Annotated in this window: 13 protein-coding genes; 3 read left to right on the forward strand and 10 right to left on the reverse strand. The window is 60.2% G+C overall.

The features are described from left to right. Positions 1-7 precede the first annotated feature (7 nt). Genes ACWNRM_RS11590 through ACWNRM_RS11610 form a run of 5 tightly spaced genes read right to left on the reverse strand, consistent with a single transcriptional unit; the run spans position 8 to position 5,574 of the window. Complete coding sequence (locus ACWNRM_RS11590; protein ID WP_485170921.1) at positions 8-805, reverse strand: hypothetical protein; 798 nt, start codon at positions 803-805, stop codon at positions 8-10. Continuing rightward, positions 802-1,767, reverse strand: coding sequence for an MlaD family protein (locus ACWNRM_RS11595; protein ID WP_485170922.1), 966 nt, complete (start codon positions 1,765-1,767; stop codon positions 802-804). Before ACWNRM_RS11595 ends, ACWNRM_RS11590 begins: the two co-directional genes overlap by 4 nt. Further along, the gene (locus ACWNRM_RS11600; RefSeq protein WP_485170923.1) at positions 1,767-2,468 is read right to left on the reverse strand and encodes a P-loop NTPase family protein; all 702 of its coding nucleotides are present in this window, start codon (positions 2,466-2,468) and stop codon (positions 1,767-1,769) included. The genes ACWNRM_RS11595 and ACWNRM_RS11600 overlap by 1 nt, the downstream gene beginning before the upstream one ends. Next, positions 2,465-3,271, reverse strand: a complete 807-nt coding sequence (locus tag ACWNRM_RS11605) for an MlaE family ABC transporter permease (RefSeq protein ID WP_485170924.1) — start codon at positions 3,269-3,271, stop codon at positions 2,465-2,467. Before ACWNRM_RS11605 ends, ACWNRM_RS11600 begins: the two co-directional genes overlap by 4 nt. Further along, complete coding sequence (locus ACWNRM_RS11610; RefSeq protein ID WP_485170925.1) at positions 3,268-5,574, reverse strand: cache domain-containing protein; 2,307 nt, start codon at positions 5,572-5,574, stop codon at positions 3,268-3,270. Before ACWNRM_RS11610 ends, ACWNRM_RS11605 begins: the two co-directional genes overlap by 4 nt. Positions 5,575-5,725: 151 nt before the next feature. On the opposite strand from ACWNRM_RS11610, the gene ygfZ reads away from it, so the two are divergent. Continuing rightward, a complete protein-coding gene (gene ygfZ, locus ACWNRM_RS11615) occupies positions 5,726-6,529 on the forward strand; it encodes a CAF17-like 4Fe-4S cluster assembly/insertion protein YgfZ (protein WP_485170926.1) in 804 nt (267 codons plus the stop codon). After that, positions 6,526-6,948, forward strand: coding sequence for a phosphoribosyl-AMP cyclohydrolase (gene hisI / locus ACWNRM_RS11620; protein WP_485170927.1), 423 nt, complete (start codon positions 6,526-6,528; stop codon positions 6,946-6,948). The genes ygfZ and hisI overlap by 4 nt, the downstream gene beginning before the upstream one ends. 212 nt (positions 6,949-7,160) lie before the next feature. Here hisI and lpxB read toward each other — a convergent pair whose 3' ends face one another. The 5 genes from lpxB to rpmI form a co-directional block, all read right to left on the reverse strand. After that, entirely contained in the window at positions 7,161-8,360 is a 1,200-nt protein-coding gene (gene lpxB, locus ACWNRM_RS11625) for a lipid-A-disaccharide synthase (RefSeq protein ID WP_485170928.1), read from the reverse strand. Between the two features lie 6 nt (positions 8,361-8,366). Continuing rightward, complete coding sequence (pheT, locus tag ACWNRM_RS11630; protein WP_485170929.1) at positions 8,367-10,829, reverse strand: phenylalanine--tRNA ligase subunit beta; 2,463 nt, start codon at positions 10,827-10,829, stop codon at positions 8,367-8,369. A gap of 4 nt (positions 10,830-10,833) precedes the next feature. Then, entirely contained in the window at positions 10,834-11,904 is a 1,071-nt protein-coding gene (gene pheS, locus ACWNRM_RS11635) for a phenylalanine--tRNA ligase subunit alpha (protein ID WP_485170957.1), read from the reverse strand. Between the two features lie 129 nt (positions 11,905-12,033). Next, positions 12,034-12,420 carry a 50S ribosomal protein L20 gene (rplT, locus tag ACWNRM_RS11640; RefSeq protein ID WP_062164227.1) on the reverse strand — a complete coding sequence of 129 codons (387 nt, stop codon included), beginning with the start codon at positions 12,418-12,420 and terminating at the stop codon, positions 12,034-12,036. 11 nt (positions 12,421-12,431) lie between these two features. After that, positions 12,432-12,635, reverse strand: coding sequence for a 50S ribosomal protein L35 (gene rpmI / locus ACWNRM_RS11645; RefSeq protein ID WP_023978115.1), 204 nt, complete (start codon positions 12,633-12,635; stop codon positions 12,432-12,434). A gap of 288 nt (positions 12,636-12,923) precedes the next feature. Between rpmI and ACWNRM_RS11650 the strand changes: the two genes are divergently transcribed. Continuing rightward, entirely contained in the window at positions 12,924-15,341 is a 2,418-nt protein-coding gene (locus ACWNRM_RS11650; protein WP_485170930.1) for a glucose/quinate/shikimate family membrane-bound PQQ-dependent dehydrogenase, read from the forward strand. Positions 15,342-15,397 lie beyond the last annotated feature (56 nt).

The raw sequence follows: 15,397 nt of genomic DNA on the forward strand, positions 1-15,397 counted from the left end.
GTTGCTATCAGCTCTTGCCACTGACCTGTGCGCGGCTTTGAGCGGCTCGCTTGCGATAGGCTGCCGCCTGCGCGTTCTTCCCAGCGGCCTCGGCCGCATGCGCAGCCACGTCCAGGGCTCTCGCCATACCGCGATAGTCCAGCATATCCCGACGCAGATCGACAGCAATTCTGGCCTGGGATTCAGCCTGATCATAATGTCCCTGACGGATCGCAAGACGCGATGTGAGTTCGGCCCTGTCGGCCTGCTCCAGCCTCGGCGGCTTCTGTGATAGTGGCAATGCGTTGAGGGACTGGGCGAGCAGACCGGTATCTCCCACGCCATCAGCCGCAATGCCTGTCAGGAAGGCCCGTCTCTCCGCAAGTGCCGGGTCATCTGTATTGATCGCCCGAACCAGGTCGAGGGCCTCGGCGTCCTGCCCAAGGCGACAATAGGCTGCGACAGCCGCGAGATCGAGTGCCGGACTGGCAGCATCGCCACGCAGCGCCATATCGGCGTGCACGCGATGCACAGTATCGAGTGTCGCTTTCGCATTACCCAGGGCGAGTTCGGCAACGGCGAGATTGTACCCCGCGTCGCGTATGGCAAACACGTCGTCACGCAGCAGAGCTCTCCCATAAGCACTTTCGAACTGCGTCCTTGCCTGGTCTGCGTGCGTGAGGTCGAAGGAATCGCGTCCAACCTCCATGGCATTCTGATAATCCTGATCGGTCCGGGCAGCGTCCTTCCCGCCAGTGCTGCCGCAACCTGCAAGGCCTGTCATGCCACCCAGCACGACCAGCAATCCGATATGGGCAAGCTTCATGGCTTGATATCTCCGGCAGGCAGTCTGCGAGCGGGGGCCTTACCCGGGCTTCCCCCCAGAATCCACAGACTGCGCAACTGGTCTGTCAGGCGTTTGAGGCTGATGGTCGTCGCCTGCGCCTGCGTGAGCAGCGCGGGGAGCTGGGCGCTCGCCGCATTGAGATGGGCCATGGTGTCTTTCAGCTGTGGCGTGGCTTTCTTCACGTCATTGCTGCTCGACCGCAGATTCGTCATCGTACCTTCTGTCTGTTTCAGAACCCCTGAAATCTGCGCCTCGATCGGCTTGAGGCGTTCAATGGACTCCTGGAGAGTTCTGATCACCGCATCGGCATGCGTGAGGAGCTTGTCATCCATCATCAATCCGCCGACCGTCCCCTTCCCGCTGCGGATCGATGCCGTTACGGCAGCGAGATCAGCCATGATCTTGTCCGCATTATGCAGGCTAGGCATCATACCTGCACGAATATCGCTGATCGTCTTGGTAATCATGTCCGCCGGATTGGGCTCGACTGTCGCCTCAAGCTCTGCGAATTCCCAGTCCATCGCCGGGCCCTTGCTGCGCTCCAGTTCGATATAGCTCGCTCCGGCTACCACGAAACGATGGCGGATGATGGCGTGGCTGTCTTTGCGTATATAGGGCTCGAACTGGGGGTCGATATCGGCGATCGCATACATATTGCCATGCGGGTTGATCTTTACGGCCCGGATCGAGCCAATCCGGATCCCCATCAACTCGATGTCATTGCCGACAGCCAGACCAGCAATACCGCTTTCAGGCAGGTTGAAATGCAGCTTGCCCGCGGGTGTCAGCCAGTCACGCAGCACACCAGCCTCGATAATTGCAAAAATAAAGAGGCCGAATGTGACCACGACCAGCATACCAACCCATTCATCGGCATAGCGGATGCGCAACAGAGGACGGGTGCGGCTGTCAGTGCCGGCATTTGAACGGACACGGAACATCAGACCACCTGCTTCATTGGTAACAGACCCTCATCCAGCAACCTGTATCGCTGCGTTCCCTCTGCATTATAGCCACGCCATAATTCCGGCTCACGTGAGAACCAGATCACACCGCAGCCTCGCTCGCGCGCGGCTGTCAGTTCGGCCAGGAAGGCAGTCATCATATCTGAAGTCTCCAGCCCCACAGGATCTTCCAGGAGGAGCAGCTTGGGCTCACCCAGGAACGCCCTCACGCAGGCCGCCTTGGCCCGATCGGCTACGCTTAGCCGACCAGGAGGCAAAGTGGGCAAACCGGGCAGACCGAAGCGGCGCGACAATGCGACCGCCTCGTCAATCAACGTCTCGGTGGGCGTGCGTGTGTGATGCAGTTGCTGTAACAGGATGTTCAGATCGGTTCCGAAAAGATCGATCCATGCACCCTGCTGCATGATACGGCCGATACGCCCCCTCAATGCCCAGGCCCGGGGCTCGGGAAGAGCTTCCCAATCAAGCCCCTGACACAGCACCTGTCCCGAAACCAGCGGTGCCATACCTGTGCAGAGATCCGCAAACCGCGTGGCGCGCTCGGAATCACGACAGGCGATCAGCAGGCAGTCTCCAGGCATCAGTCGCAGAGAGTAGGGAATCGAGGTCAGGCCACTTTCCTCAAAGATCGGCCGAGCCTCGCGCAACTCCAGTACGGCGGAGAGATCATCACTCATGCGACTGTCACCCCGAGCACCACGTTGACGACCATGATCACGAGAATGCCACGTGCGAAACCGCGCGGCAAAAGCGTGGCAATTGTATCGGAGCGTGTGGCATCGAGCCCGGTCAACTGGGTGGCAATGCTGAGCAGAAAGCCGCTGATCGTCAGCTTGAGTGGAATGCCGAGATAATCGATCGGCTTCATCGCACCGACGATATCATAGAGGAATGTCCAGAGCGGCATGGTGATGACGGCATTCACACGACACACCCCGTAGCCGACCGACAGAGAAATGATGCTGAAGACCATGCCGAGGGTGAAGGAACTCAGCATCATGGCAAGTGCGCGTGGCATGACAAGCGTCATGAAAGGGTCGATCCCTTGCGCCTGCAATGCGCGTAACTCGCCCCCCAGGGTAAGCTGTCCGAGCTGCGTCAGGCTCAACATGGCGCTACGACCCAGCAGGATGACCCCAACCAGAACGGGTGCAATCTCGCGAACGAGCACGGTTGCAAGCAATGAGTCCGTGCTATCGGCCATACCGGCAATGCCCAGCCAGTAGATCGCCTGAGCCACGATACCGAACCCCGTCAGGGCAGCGGTGAAAAGCGTGCTGAACAGCCCTCCCCCCGCGGCCTGACGCAAGGTATCCTTGAATTCATGCAGTACAGTGCGTCGCCAGGATGTCGGGCGCAGCGCCTCGCGCACCACACCCCAGCTTGCCCCGACAAGCATGAGCGAGAAGCGTAATTGCCGACGGGTCAGAGCGCCCAGACGACGCAGCAATCGCCGATAGAGGGGAAGCTCGTCACTCACCGCTTGGCTGCCAGAACGTAGGTGTTGGTGATGCCAAGACCGGGAAGATAAAACATCCCACGCGGCCTGAAGAGATAATAGTCACGCAGCAAGGCATGCGCCGCCTCGGAAACCTGGATCGTTCCGGAGTCAGGGGCGCTGATGGCAAGGAGCTCCGAAATTCGGGGGGCCTCTCCCCAGATATTGAATACACCCGGATCATTGCCGAGCGTCGCACCGAAAGCCTGTCCCACATCAAGGCCGATATGGAAATTTGGTGTGAGTTCAGCATCGGAAAGTGTGACGAGCGCCAGTTCACGCAAGGCGAGCAGGGCGTCGGCCACACGTCGGGCTGCATCGGGATCAGGCTGCTGCGCGCATCCGCCAATCAGCACCAGCCGGCCGCCAAGCACCTGAGCCGAAAACAGCCCAGCATGCTCGATGACATCCTGAAAACGCTCCACCAGCGCCTGGACAATCGGGATCAAATCGACCGTCGCCTCGGATTTGGAATCCTGAAACAGGATGGTCGCCACGGGGACCATCGCATATTGCCCGGCTTGCAGATCACCTGCGGCCTGCTGCCCCGGAGCGGCGATGAATCCTTCACTCAGCTTTGTCGTGATGGCGGCATAATCCTCACGCTGCTTCCGCTCCGGCTTTCCAGCTGACGCCTCATCTGCGCGCATACTGGCAAAACGAACGGCTGCAATCTCCGCCACGATTGCGATGATATGCGAGACCGCGTGCGGACGGGCTGCGTCTTCCAGCACCACCATCCCGATCACGGTGCCTCGGGCCAGAATCGGCTGGATATAGACCGATCTGGAGCCAATCTGGCTCATCACCATACGCTGGAAGGTGCGCAATCCCTCCTGTGTTGCTGCCTGATCGCTCTCGATCACTTCGCCGGACATCAGCACGGCAAAAAAATTCTTCAAATCGCTATGGGCGAGTTCCATACCAGCGCTGTGGGCATCGGTCGTCTGATCATAGGCGTCCTCACAGAGCAGACGTTCGTCCTCACCGACGGAGCGCCAGAGGCTGACGCGCCTTGCCCGTGCGAGCTCGGCGAGACGTTGGGTCAGAAGCGGCGCATCATGGCCGGGATCAAGAAGGTTCGGCGTTCCGGCCATCGCATTGAGCGCATTGCTCTCGGCCTTGACCTGGGCACGTTCGTACCGGATCTGGCGGCGCAAGCTCTCGGTTCGGCGGTTCTGGCGCACGAGAAACCCGGCGAGAAGCGCAGCCAGTACCACAATCACCAGCGAAAAGAGCAAGCCCTGACGTCCTGCCGCAGCGGCAAAAGCCGCGAAATCATCCTCTGGGGCATTGAGCAGCAGTACCCAGCCCGGTCTGATCTTGTGCAGCGAGGCCATGATGGCAACGTATTGCTTGTCACGCGCCTTGATCAGGTGAACACCTGCTCCGTAGATATGGAAAAGGGACAAGGCGCGGGTAAAAACCGGCTGCGTCGCAGGATCGAGCTGCATCTTGTCAAACTGCCAGTCCGCCTTTCGAGCCACATCAAGAAGGTGGCTCCCGGCAATAAGATGACCTTCCTTGTCCACAACAACGGCCTTGCCGCTCTTGCCGATCTTGATGGCCGCAAGGAAATCCGTCAGGCGGTTGAGGGAGATGTTGATGGCAAAAACAGCCTGATGTCCGTCCGATGTATGCAGAACGCTCGCCGCAGTAACAATCAACTGCTCGGTTGCTACGGTAGGATAAGGATCTGACCAGTTCAGGTCGGGATGTTCAAAAGCTCCCTTGTACCAGGGGCGCTGACGCGGATCGTAATTCTTGGCCGGTGTGTCGCTTGTGCGTACGAGCTCATTATTCCTATTGTAATACCAGTGCCGGAACACGTTCTTGTCCCGCAGCAAGTGCACCCATTCCATGCCATCGGCAATGTCCTTCGGTGCGCGATCAATGAACCAGAACGAACCGCGATCATCGGCCAGATAAAAGCTTTCCACCTGCTCGACATTGCGCAGCATGGACGCGCCATAATCCAGAAAGACCTGCGGAGGCTCATCGGAAACAGGGTCAGTCAGTACATCACGCGCCACCACCGCAGTCGCAGGTGCCGGTGCCAGATAGTCAGAGACCTGCTGTGTCAGGTTTTTCTGTTCCTCACGCAACAGATCGCGTGTCAGCGCAATCACCCCATCTCGCGTCTTGTGATATGAATGAAGCGTGACAATAACGATGACCACGATGACAAGCACAACACCAAAAATCGGACCAAGCAGTTCGATCAGGCGACGTCTTCTCGTTTCGGCTTCGGGGTCAGCCGGGTCAATGATCTCGGAAACTGGCAAAAATCACGCCTCCCAGGATATCCCCTCCTGAGGGGAATGACTTGCGTTGACAATGCAACGCGCGAGTAACCTGCCCGTCGCTTTCATATTTTCTCTCTTGTTTCAGCAGGCTGCAAGCCGCATCTCCATTCAATACTGCCCGGATTGGAGAATGAAAATGGCAAGAGCATGGCTCACGGATCGCGTTGTTCTCTCCCTCAGTGGCCGGGACAGAGTGAGCTTTCTTCAGGGACTGGTGTCGAACGACGTCAATGCGGCCTCGAACGAGGCTCTGATATGGACAGGCTATCTCACGCCTCAGGGCCGCTACCTTTCGGATTTCTTTCTATGGCATGAAAGCGAGCGACTTCTGCTCGACGTGCCCGCCGATCACGCCGATTTTCTGATCAGCCGGTTGATGCGGTTTCGCCTGCGGGCCGACGTGGCACTGGAGCGGACCGCTCTTTCCGTGGAAGCTCTTTGGGATGACGCTCCTCACGAGAGCGCACGTCGTGACCCGAGACATCCTGATGCAGGATGGCGCCGCGTCACCGAGGGGCCTGATACAGCCGATCAGGCCGATCTCGTAGCCTATCACGCCCACCGCCTTTCGCTGGGCCTGACCGATGCGCAGGATTGCGAGAGCGAGAAGACATTACTGATCGAGGCCAATTTCGACTGGCTGCATGGCATCTCCTTCACCAAGGGATGCTATATGGGACAGGAACTCACCGCCCGTACCCATTACCGTGGGCTGGTGAAAAAGCGTCTGGTCCCTGTACAGGGTGACGGCCCCCTCCCTCCTTGCGGCACCATCCTGATGGCTGAAGGCCGCGAAATCGGTCAGATGCGCAGCAGTATCGGGCACTATGGCCTTGCCTTTTTGCGTCGCGAGGTCTGGACAACGCCCGTGCATCATGAGGGAGTAACCCTCACACCCATCATTCCCGACTGGTTTCAGGACGAAACATCATGAGCTACCTCCCCCCCGATCAGCAGACGATCGACGCCCTGCTCGATACGGTGCGTTTCAATGAGGACGGGCTGATCACGGCCCTCGCCCAAGCGGCAGAGGCGCCACATGATGTTCTGATGCTGGCATGGATGAACCGCGAGGCGCTGGCCGAGACGCTCGCAACCGGTCAGGTCTGTTATTACTCACGCAGCCGCGACAGGCTGTGGCGCAAGGGCGAAAGCTCCGGGCAGCGTCAGACCCTCGTTTCGGCCCGGCTGGATTGCGATCGCGATGCGGTGCTGTTGCTCGTGAACCAGACAGGCGTGGCTTGCCACACCGGGCGCCGGAGCTGCTTTTACCACGAAGTCGTGCCAGAAGGGTTACGTGACACGACCGCGCCGGAAGTCACGCCTGAGCAACTCTATGGCGGTACGCACTAAGTGCAGCGATCTTTCCCGCCTTGTTCACCCGGCTGGGAACAAGAGACGGGCTTGTGACAAGAGCTGGCGCTTGCTGACGGCCTCACTCACGACTCATGCAGACCATTGTCATCACAGAACCGCTTCCCTGCCTTGGCAGGTCAAGTTCGCCGGGTTCATCATCTCAAGCGCCCCTAGAGGCCTCTCAGGATGCTTCAGGTTCAGCTTTCGGGTTACTTTCCTGTCGCCGGGCGTTGCTCGTTCAGGATACGCAGAACCGCTTCTGCCGCTGCGTCTGACGGGGTGCCGTTATGGTCCTGCGATACCGGAGGGCGCAGCTGCGCCATGACCGCGTCGAAGGCTTCGCGTTGCGTCGCACCCAGTACCGGATCGGTCAACAGGGCATAGGACGCATCCGCCAGATCCTCGGGCGTGCAGCGCTCCTGCAGAAGCTCGGGCACGACCTCCCGCCCCGCCAGCAAATTGACCATCGCCACGTATTTCACCTTGATCAGGCGACGCGCCATGAATGCCGTGACTGGATTCACACGATAAGCCACAGCCATCGGCACATGAGCCAGAGCCAGTTCGAGCGTCGACGTGCCCGATTTGGTCAGGGCCGCGCCTGCCGCGGCAAAAGCATCGTGCTTGTCATGCAGCTCGGTCACGATGATCGGCTTGACTGGCCAGCGTGCCACGGCAGCGCGTACCGTCTGGGCGACAAGCGGCGAAAGCGGCAGGACCGGCACGATACCCGGCAAACGCTGTTTCAGCAGGGCGAGCATCTTGCCGTAAACCGGCAAGAGGCGTGGCACTTCGGAGCGACGGCTGCCCGGCATCAGGATGAGTACAGGTGCCTCATCGGCGATGCCATGGCGCAGACGAAAGCGCTTCGCGTCTCCCTGATCGGCCCCTGACTGAAGCACCGGATGACCGACGAAATCGACAGCTACGCCGCGCTCTCCGAACCACTCCATCTCAAACGGCAGGAGGCAAAGCAACCGGTCCCAGAGTTCGGGGAAACTGTGGACACGCTTCTCGTGCCACGCCCAGACCTGCGGGCCGACATAATGGATTTTCGGTACGGTCACGTGCCGCAAGCGCTTGAGAAATCGCAGCGCAAACCCCGGTGAGTCGATCGTGACAATCAGATCGGGCTGACGCAGCACTACGTCATTGACCGCCTCGTTCAGACGTTGGGAAAGCTGCCGAATGCGCGGCAGCACCTCCACCAGCCCCATCACTGCCAGATCCCGCATAGGGAACAGGCTGGCGAGACCCAGCGCCTCCATGCGCGGACCACCGATTCCGACAAAGATCAGATGCGGGTCGCGCGCATGAAGCGCCTGCATGAGATGGGCGCCCAGCACATCACCACTGGCCTCACCTGCCAGAAGCCAGATGACACGAGGGGTGATGGCGGAATTGGGCATGGAACCTCAGCGTCTCAGCGTTGCGCCGGTTGCCTTGGCAACGGCCGCAATGATCTTTTCTGATACCGCCTCGATTTCCTCATCGGTCAGGCTCGCCTTGACCGGCTGGAGCGTGACCTCGATGCCCAGTGACCGATGGCCTGCCTCAAGCGACCCGCCCTCATACACATCGAACAGGCGCACATCACTGATCAACCCACGTTCGGCACCACGGGCCGCCTTGAGAACGGCCTGAGCTTCCACACCCGGAGCCACGATAAAGGCAAAATCGCGACTGACAGGCTGGAAAGCCGAAAGCGCAGGTGGCTGGCGACGCCTGACCTTGGGCAGCGGCACAGCATCGAGGAAGATCTCGAACACGACAAGGGTCGAATCGATGCCCATGGCCCGTGTCACGCGGGGGTGCAGCTCGCCAAAGCAGCCCAGAACCGTCTTTGGCCCCTGACGCACGACACCCGAGCGGCCGGGATGATAATGACCGGGCGCATCGGCCGTCACGCTCAGCGCCTCGGCAGGAAGCTTGAGCGCCTCGAGCGCCGCCATGAGATCCGCCTTGGCGTCCCACAGCGTCATGGGTTGCGCCCGCATACCGGGGCGCCTTGGCGTCTCACCACCCCGCAGCCCGGCCAGCACGAGCTTCTGCCCATCTGCGTGGAAGCAGGGACCCAGTTCAAACAGGGCCGCATCACCCAACCCACGCGCGGCATTACGCTGCCATGCACGGGCCAGATTGATCAGCGGCGTGGGGCGCATCTGGTTGAGGTCGGAAGCGATCGGGTTGAGCAGACGCAGCCCCTCGGGTGCTCCGCCGAACAGCAGGGCATCTTCATGCGAGACAAAGGAGAAGCCAACGGTCTCCACCAGCCCGCGCAATGCGCAAAGTCGACGCAGATCGCCCAGACGGGCCTGTGCCGGCGTCAGGGCGGGAGCGGCAATCGCGGTCTTGAGCGGCAATGGCAGCGGGGGCACCAGGTCCAGCCCGTAGATACGGAGCACTTCCTCGATCAGGTCGTTTTCTGCCTCGATGGCATGAACCGACGCCGCAGCGTTCTGAGCCTGGGCAGGGTCAAGATGCGGTGCCTGATCGAGCGTAACACCTGTCGCCACGTCATTGCGCCATGACGGCACCGCGAAACAGGCGCGTGTCTCGTCCTGCTCACGCACGGCAAACCCGAGATGCTCGAGGATGCGTGTGGCTTCTCCCGAAGGGATTTCGATGCCACCCAGCGTTTCGAGACGATCAAAACGCAGCCATGCCTCACGCTGCCAGGCGGGAACCGCGCCAGCGCAGGTGATTTCACTGGCCTTACCGCCGCAGAGCGACAGGATGAGCTGCGTGGCAGCCTCCAGGCCGGGCAGAACGAGTGCCGGATCGATTCCACGCTCGAAACGCTGGCGGGCATCGGTATGGATGCCGAGCCTGCGCCCCGTCAGGGCGATACGCACCGCGTCGAACAGAGCGGCCTCGATGAACACATCCGTCGTTTCGTCAGAAACGCCGGTCGCCTCACCGCCGATCAGGCCCGCCAGGGACTGCACGCCAGCGCTATCGACAATTACAAGGTCATCCGTGCCGAGAACGAGGTCGCGCCCATCCAGTGCACGGAACGTCTCACGGGCCGCACGGGTGAGAGACAGGGTGGTACCGCTGATCTTGCCCGCATCGAACACATGGAGCGGACGCCCCAGATCGAAGGTGAGATAATTGGTGATGTCGACCAGCGCGCTGATTGGCTTGAGCCCGATCGATTCAAGACGCTGGCGCAGCCAGTCGGGGCTCGGGCCATTTTTGACGCCACGTACCAGTCGCCCGGCGATATAGGGGCAGGCTGTATCGTACTGGATGTCCCAGTTGATTGGCGAGGCAAACTGCCCCTCGACCGTTTCGACCAGCCACGGCTTGAGATGACCCAGTCCGGCAGCAGCCAGATCGCGGGCTATGCCACGCACGCTGAGGGCATCGCCACGATTGGGGGTGATCGAGATATCGATCACCGGGTCATCGAGCTTCGCATAATCCGCATAAGGCTGACCCAAAACGACAGTTTCGGGCAGTTCGGCAATACCGTCGCTTTCGGTCCCGAGACCCAGTTCGCGCAATGAGCACAGCATGCCACCGCTTTCCTGCCCGCGTATCTTGCCTGCCTTGATGGTAATATCACTGCCCGGGATATAGGTCCCCGGCGGCGCGAAGATCACATGGAGCCCGGCGCGGGCATTGGGCGCACCGCATACGACCTGCACCTTCTCGTAATCCCCGCCAGCAGCCACCACACAGACCTGCAGCCGGTCAGCATCGGGATGACGATGAGCCTCGAGAATCTTGGCGACACGGAAGCCACGCAGCGAGTCGGCGGGATTTTCGACGCTCTCGACCTCAAGGCCTATGGCGTTGAGCTTGCTGACGATCTCATCCAGCGAGACCGTGAAATCGAGATGCTCGCGCAGCCAGGACAGAGTGAATTTCATGGTCTCAGACTCCTTCTGCGAGGCTGACGGAGGACAGGGCAGAGAAGCCGTAATGACGCAGCCATCTCAGATCGCTCTCATAGAAGGAGCGCAGATCGGGAATACCGTTCTTGAGCATGGTCAGACGCTCGATGCCCATACCGAAGGCAAAACCCTGCCAGATGGCGGGATCGAGGCCGCAATTGGCCAGTACGCGCGGATGAACCATGCCCGAGCCCAGAACCTCGAGCCAGTCGGTCCCACCGCCAATCTCACCCGTCTGGCGGGACCAACCGATATCAACCTCCATCGAGGGCTCGGTGAACGGAAAATAGGAGGCGCGAAAACGGACAGGAAGATTCGGCTTGTCGAAGAAGATACGCAAAAACTCGATCAGACAGCCCTTGAGATGACCAAGCGTGATGCCCTGATCGATGACAAGTCCTTCACATTGATGAAACATCGGTGAGTGGGTGGCGTCATGATCGGCGCGATAGGTGCGCCCCGGCGCGATGACACGGATCGGCGGGGACTGGGTCAGCATGGTGCGGATCTGCACGCCCGATGTCTGGGTACGCAGCACACGCGGCGGCGACTCCTCGTGGGATGCAGGCAGGTAGAATGTATCGTGCTCGGTTCGCGCAGGATGATGGTCAGGCGTATTGAGCGCCGAGAAATTATGCCATTGCGATTCGATGTCCGGCCCCTCGGCTACCGAGAACCCCATGGCACCGAAAATCGCCGTCATTTCCTCGATCGTGCGGTTGATCGGATGCAGTAGCCCGAGCGGAGTCGAGACAGCCGGCATCGACACATCGACCTGCTCGGATTTCAACCGGGCTTCCAGCGCCGCCTCGGCAATGGCCTGGCCACGCTCTTCGACAGCCGTATTGAGTGCATCGCGCAGGCGGTTCAGCGCCTGACCGCGCTCCTTGCGCATCTCGGGCGTCATCTTGCCCAGTTCCTTGAGCAGGACAGTAAGGCGGCCCGATTTGCCCAGCACCCCAACGCGAATGGTGTCCCAGCTGGCGTGATCCTGCGCCTGTGCCAGGGATTCGAGAGTTTCGCTTTTCAGCGCTTCGAGATCATCGCCCATCATTCGCCTGTCCCATCGGTCAACTGGTATCGTCAAAAAAGAAAACGGGCCGTCCTGATACAGGACGACCCGTTTTCTATCAAATCCGGAAATCTGCCTAAGCGGAAATCCGGAGGCTAGAGCCTTTGATCAGGCCTGCGCCGTCTGCTCCTGAGCGGACTGCTCAAGAGCCATCTGCGCCAGCTTCACGATCTCGGCGAAGGTTGCGGCGTCATCGAATGCGATGGCGGCCAGAACCTTACGGTCGATTTCGATGCCAGCCTTTGCCAGTCCGTTGATGAACTTGCTGTAGGTCAGGCCCTGCTCGCGAACAGCAGCGTTGATACGCTGGATCCACAGAGCGCGGAAATCGCGCTTCTTGTTGCGACGATCGCGATAGGCATAACGAAGAGCCTTCTCGACGCGCTCGAGAGCGATACGATAGTTGGTGGAAGACCGGCCGCGGTAACCCTTGGCGAGATCCAGAACCTTCTTGTGACGGGCGTGCGTCGTTACGCCGCGCTTAACACGTGCCATTTATCTGCTCCTCAAGCCAGTCCGTAGGGGGCCCACTGCTTCACGGTCTTCGCATCCATGTCCGTCATGGTCTGCGGGCCGCGATTGGTGCGCTTCATTTTCTGCGGACGGTTGATGAGGCCGTGGCGCTTGTTGCCGGGACCGCACATCACCTTGCCGGTCGCGGTGATCTTGAACCGCTTCTTGACCGACGACTTGGTCTTCATCTTGGGCATTTCATTCTCCTCTCGACATATCAGGCAATCCCCCGCAATTGCTTGCGGACGTTACCAAGCGGCCAGGCATGCCCTACCATCGCCTGGACGCGCGTTCGAAAGGGGGCACCTAAAGGATATCTCTGCCCTGCACAACCCATTTTAACGCGCCAAAACATTTACTTTGGGTTAGACAGAACCTTAACCACAATATGGGACGTTCTTGACGTAGATCAACATTTGGGCCTTTTTCCACGCGGTCTCTTTTCGCAACGTTTCCGAACACGAAAACCACACATAGGACGACGCATGAACACGGTTTCCCGGCCGCGGTTCTGGGCAGCCCTCACCGCCGTGATATTTGCCCTTTGTGGCATTTATCTGACACTCGGCGGTGTCTGGCTCCTGAGCTATGGCGACACCCCTTATTACGCAGTCTGCGGTATTGCCCTTCTGGCGACCGCCTATCTCGTCTGGACGGGCCGCCCGGCCGCCTTCTGGCTTTACACCCTGATCATTCTTGGCTCGCTAGTCTGGGCAATCAGTGAAATCGGGATTGATTTCTGGTCGCTAGTCCCACGTGGCGATGTGATCACCATTCTCGGCATCTGGTTGCTTCTGCCTTTCGTCAGCCGTCAGATTACGACCAGCCGCCTTGCCACAATGCCCCTGCTGGGCAGCGTCGTTCTCGCGCTGATCGTCGTGGTCGTAGCCTTCGTACGGGATCCGGGCGACAAGGCGGGCAATCTGCCTACCGAGAAGATCGCTGCCGCTGGCAGCGATGCTGCTCAGGTGCCCGATGGCGACTGGCAGGCCTATGGCCGTACCCAGTATGGCAATCGCTTCTCCCCGCTCACCCAGATCAATGCTGACAATGTCAGCAAGCTCAAGGTGGCCTGGACCATGCGCACGGGTGACCTCAAGGGCCCGAACGACCCAGGTGAAGCCACCAATGAAGCAACACCGCTTGCCGTCAACGGCACGCTGTATTTCTGCTCGCTTCATCAAAAGCTTTGGGCTGTCGATGGCGCAACCGGCAAGACGAAGTGGGTGTTCGATCCTCACCTCTATGTCAATCCTGGCTTCCAGCATCTGACCTGCCGTGGCGTGACCTACCACAAATCCGATGCCAGCGCCGTCACCTCCGATGGCTCGCCGGCCCCTGATGAGTGCCATGAGCGCCTGTTCCTGCCCGTCAATGACGGTCGCATGTTCGCTGTTGATGCCCAGACCGGCAAGGCTTGCCCAAGCTTCGGCAATAACGGCGAGCTCGACCTGCGCACGCCCTACATGCCGTATGACCATGTAGGTGGTTACGAGCCGACCTCACCGCCTGTCGTGACCGACAAGCTCGTGATCGTTTCCGGCGCCGTGACCGACAACAACTCCACCAAGGAGCCGTCCGGCGTTACGCGTGCTTTTGACCTGTTCACAGGCAAGCTCGTCTGGGTGTTCGACCCCTCGAACCCCGACCCGAACGAAATGCCAAGCGGTGACCACAAATACGTTGCCAACTCCCCCAACTCCTGGATCACTTCGTCCTACGACGCCAATCTTGGCCTGATCTACATTCCGACCGGTGTCCAGACCCCCGATCAGTGGGGCGGCAACCGCACGCCGGATGCAGAACGTTACGCTTCGGCAGTTCTCGCCCTGCATGCTGATACCGGCAAGCTGGCCTGGAGCTACCAGACCGTGCACCACGATCTGTGGGACATGGATCTTCCGGCCCAAATGAGCCTTGTGGACATCACCCAGAAGGACGGCACCGTCATTCCGGCCATCTACGCACCGGCCAAGACGGGCAACATCTTCGTTCTCGACCGCCGCGACGGCAAGCTGATCGTGCCTGCACCCGAGCTTCCCGTGCCGCAGGAAGTGGTGAAGAGCGATCACGTTGCTCCCACACAGCCCTTCTCTGACCTGACCCTGCGTCCCAAGGCCCTGCTGACGGGCAAGGACATGTGGGGTGGCACCGTGTTCGATCAGCTGATCTGCCGCGTTGCTTTCCATCAGCTCGACTACAAGGGCACGTTCACGGCGCCGTCCGAGCGTGGCTCGCTGATCTTCCCGGGCAATCTGGGTATCTTCGAGTGGGGTGGTCTTGCTGTCGATCCGCAGCGTCAGATCGCCATCTCCAACCCGATCGCCCTGCCCTTCGTGTCGCGTCTGGTTCCCCGTGGTCCGGGCAACCCGCTCTGGCCCGAAAAGGATGCCAAGGGTTCGGGCGGCGAGACTGGCCTGCAGCATAACTATGGCGCCCCCTATGCCATCATGCTGAGCCCGTTCCTCAACCCGATCACCACGCGCATCGGCCTGCCCATCCCCTGCAAGCGTCCGCCGTGGGGCTACATGGCTGGTATCGACCTGCGCACCAACAAGGTGATCTGGCAGCATCGCAATGGCACGCTGCGTGACAGCCTGTACAACAGCGCCCTGCCCATCCAGCTGCCGCCGCTCAAGATCGGTGTTCCGAGCCTTGGTGGCCCGCTCACCACGGCCGGCAACGTCGCCTTCCTGACGTCTACGCTTGATTTCTACATCCGTGCGTACAACGTCACCACGGGTGAAACCCTGTGGCAGGACCGTCTGCCCGCCGGTGGCCAGTCAACCCCGATGAGCTACGCGGCCAATGGCAAGCAGTACATCGTGACCTATGCCGGTGGTCACGGCTCTTTCGGCACGAAGATGGGCGATTACGTTATCGCTTATGCTCTGCCGAACTGATCCTTTCCGGTTTCGGAAACAGGAAAACCCGCCTTTTGGCGGGTTTTTTTGTGGCT

The sequence above is a fragment of the Asaia sp. A2 genome (assembly GCF_057319415.1).

Bases quoted from the DNA above. Each gene is read 5' to 3' on its own strand.
- lpxB (WP_485170928.1), bottom strand. From the start codon at position 8,360: ATGCCCAATTCCGCCATCACCCCTCGTGTCATCTGGCTTCTGGCAGGT.
- ACWNRM_RS11650 (WP_485170930.1), top strand. From the start codon at position 12,924: ATGAACACGGTTTCCCGGCCGCGGTTCTGGGCAGCCCTCACCGCCGTG.
- rpmI (WP_023978115.1), bottom strand. From the start codon at position 12,635: ATGCCCAAGATGAAGACCAAGTCGTCGGTCAAGAAGCGGTTCAAGATC.
- ACWNRM_RS11600 (WP_485170923.1), bottom strand. From the start codon at position 2,468: ATGAGTGATGATCTCTCCGCCGTACTGGAGTTGCGCGAGGCTCGGCCG.
- pheT (WP_485170929.1), bottom strand. From the start codon at position 10,829: ATGAAATTCACTCTGTCCTGGCTGCGCGAGCATCTCGATTTCACGGTC.
- ygfZ (WP_485170926.1), top strand. From the start codon at position 5,726: ATGAAAATGGCAAGAGCATGGCTCACGGATCGCGTTGTTCTCTCCCTC.
- ACWNRM_RS11590 (WP_485170921.1), bottom strand. From the start codon at position 805: ATGAAGCTTGCCCATATCGGATTGCTGGTCGTGCTGGGTGGCATGACA.
- hisI (WP_485170927.1), top strand. From the start codon at position 6,526: ATGAGCTACCTCCCCCCCGATCAGCAGACGATCGACGCCCTGCTCGAT.
- ACWNRM_RS11595 (WP_485170922.1), bottom strand. From the start codon at position 1,767: ATGTTCCGTGTCCGTTCAAATGCCGGCACTGACAGCCGCACCCGTCCT.
- pheS (WP_485170957.1), bottom strand. From the start codon at position 11,904: ATGGGCGATGATCTCGAAGCGCTGAAAAGCGAAACTCTCGAATCCCTG.
- rplT (WP_062164227.1), bottom strand. From the start codon at position 12,420: ATGGCACGTGTTAAGCGCGGCGTAACGACGCACGCCCGTCACAAGAAG.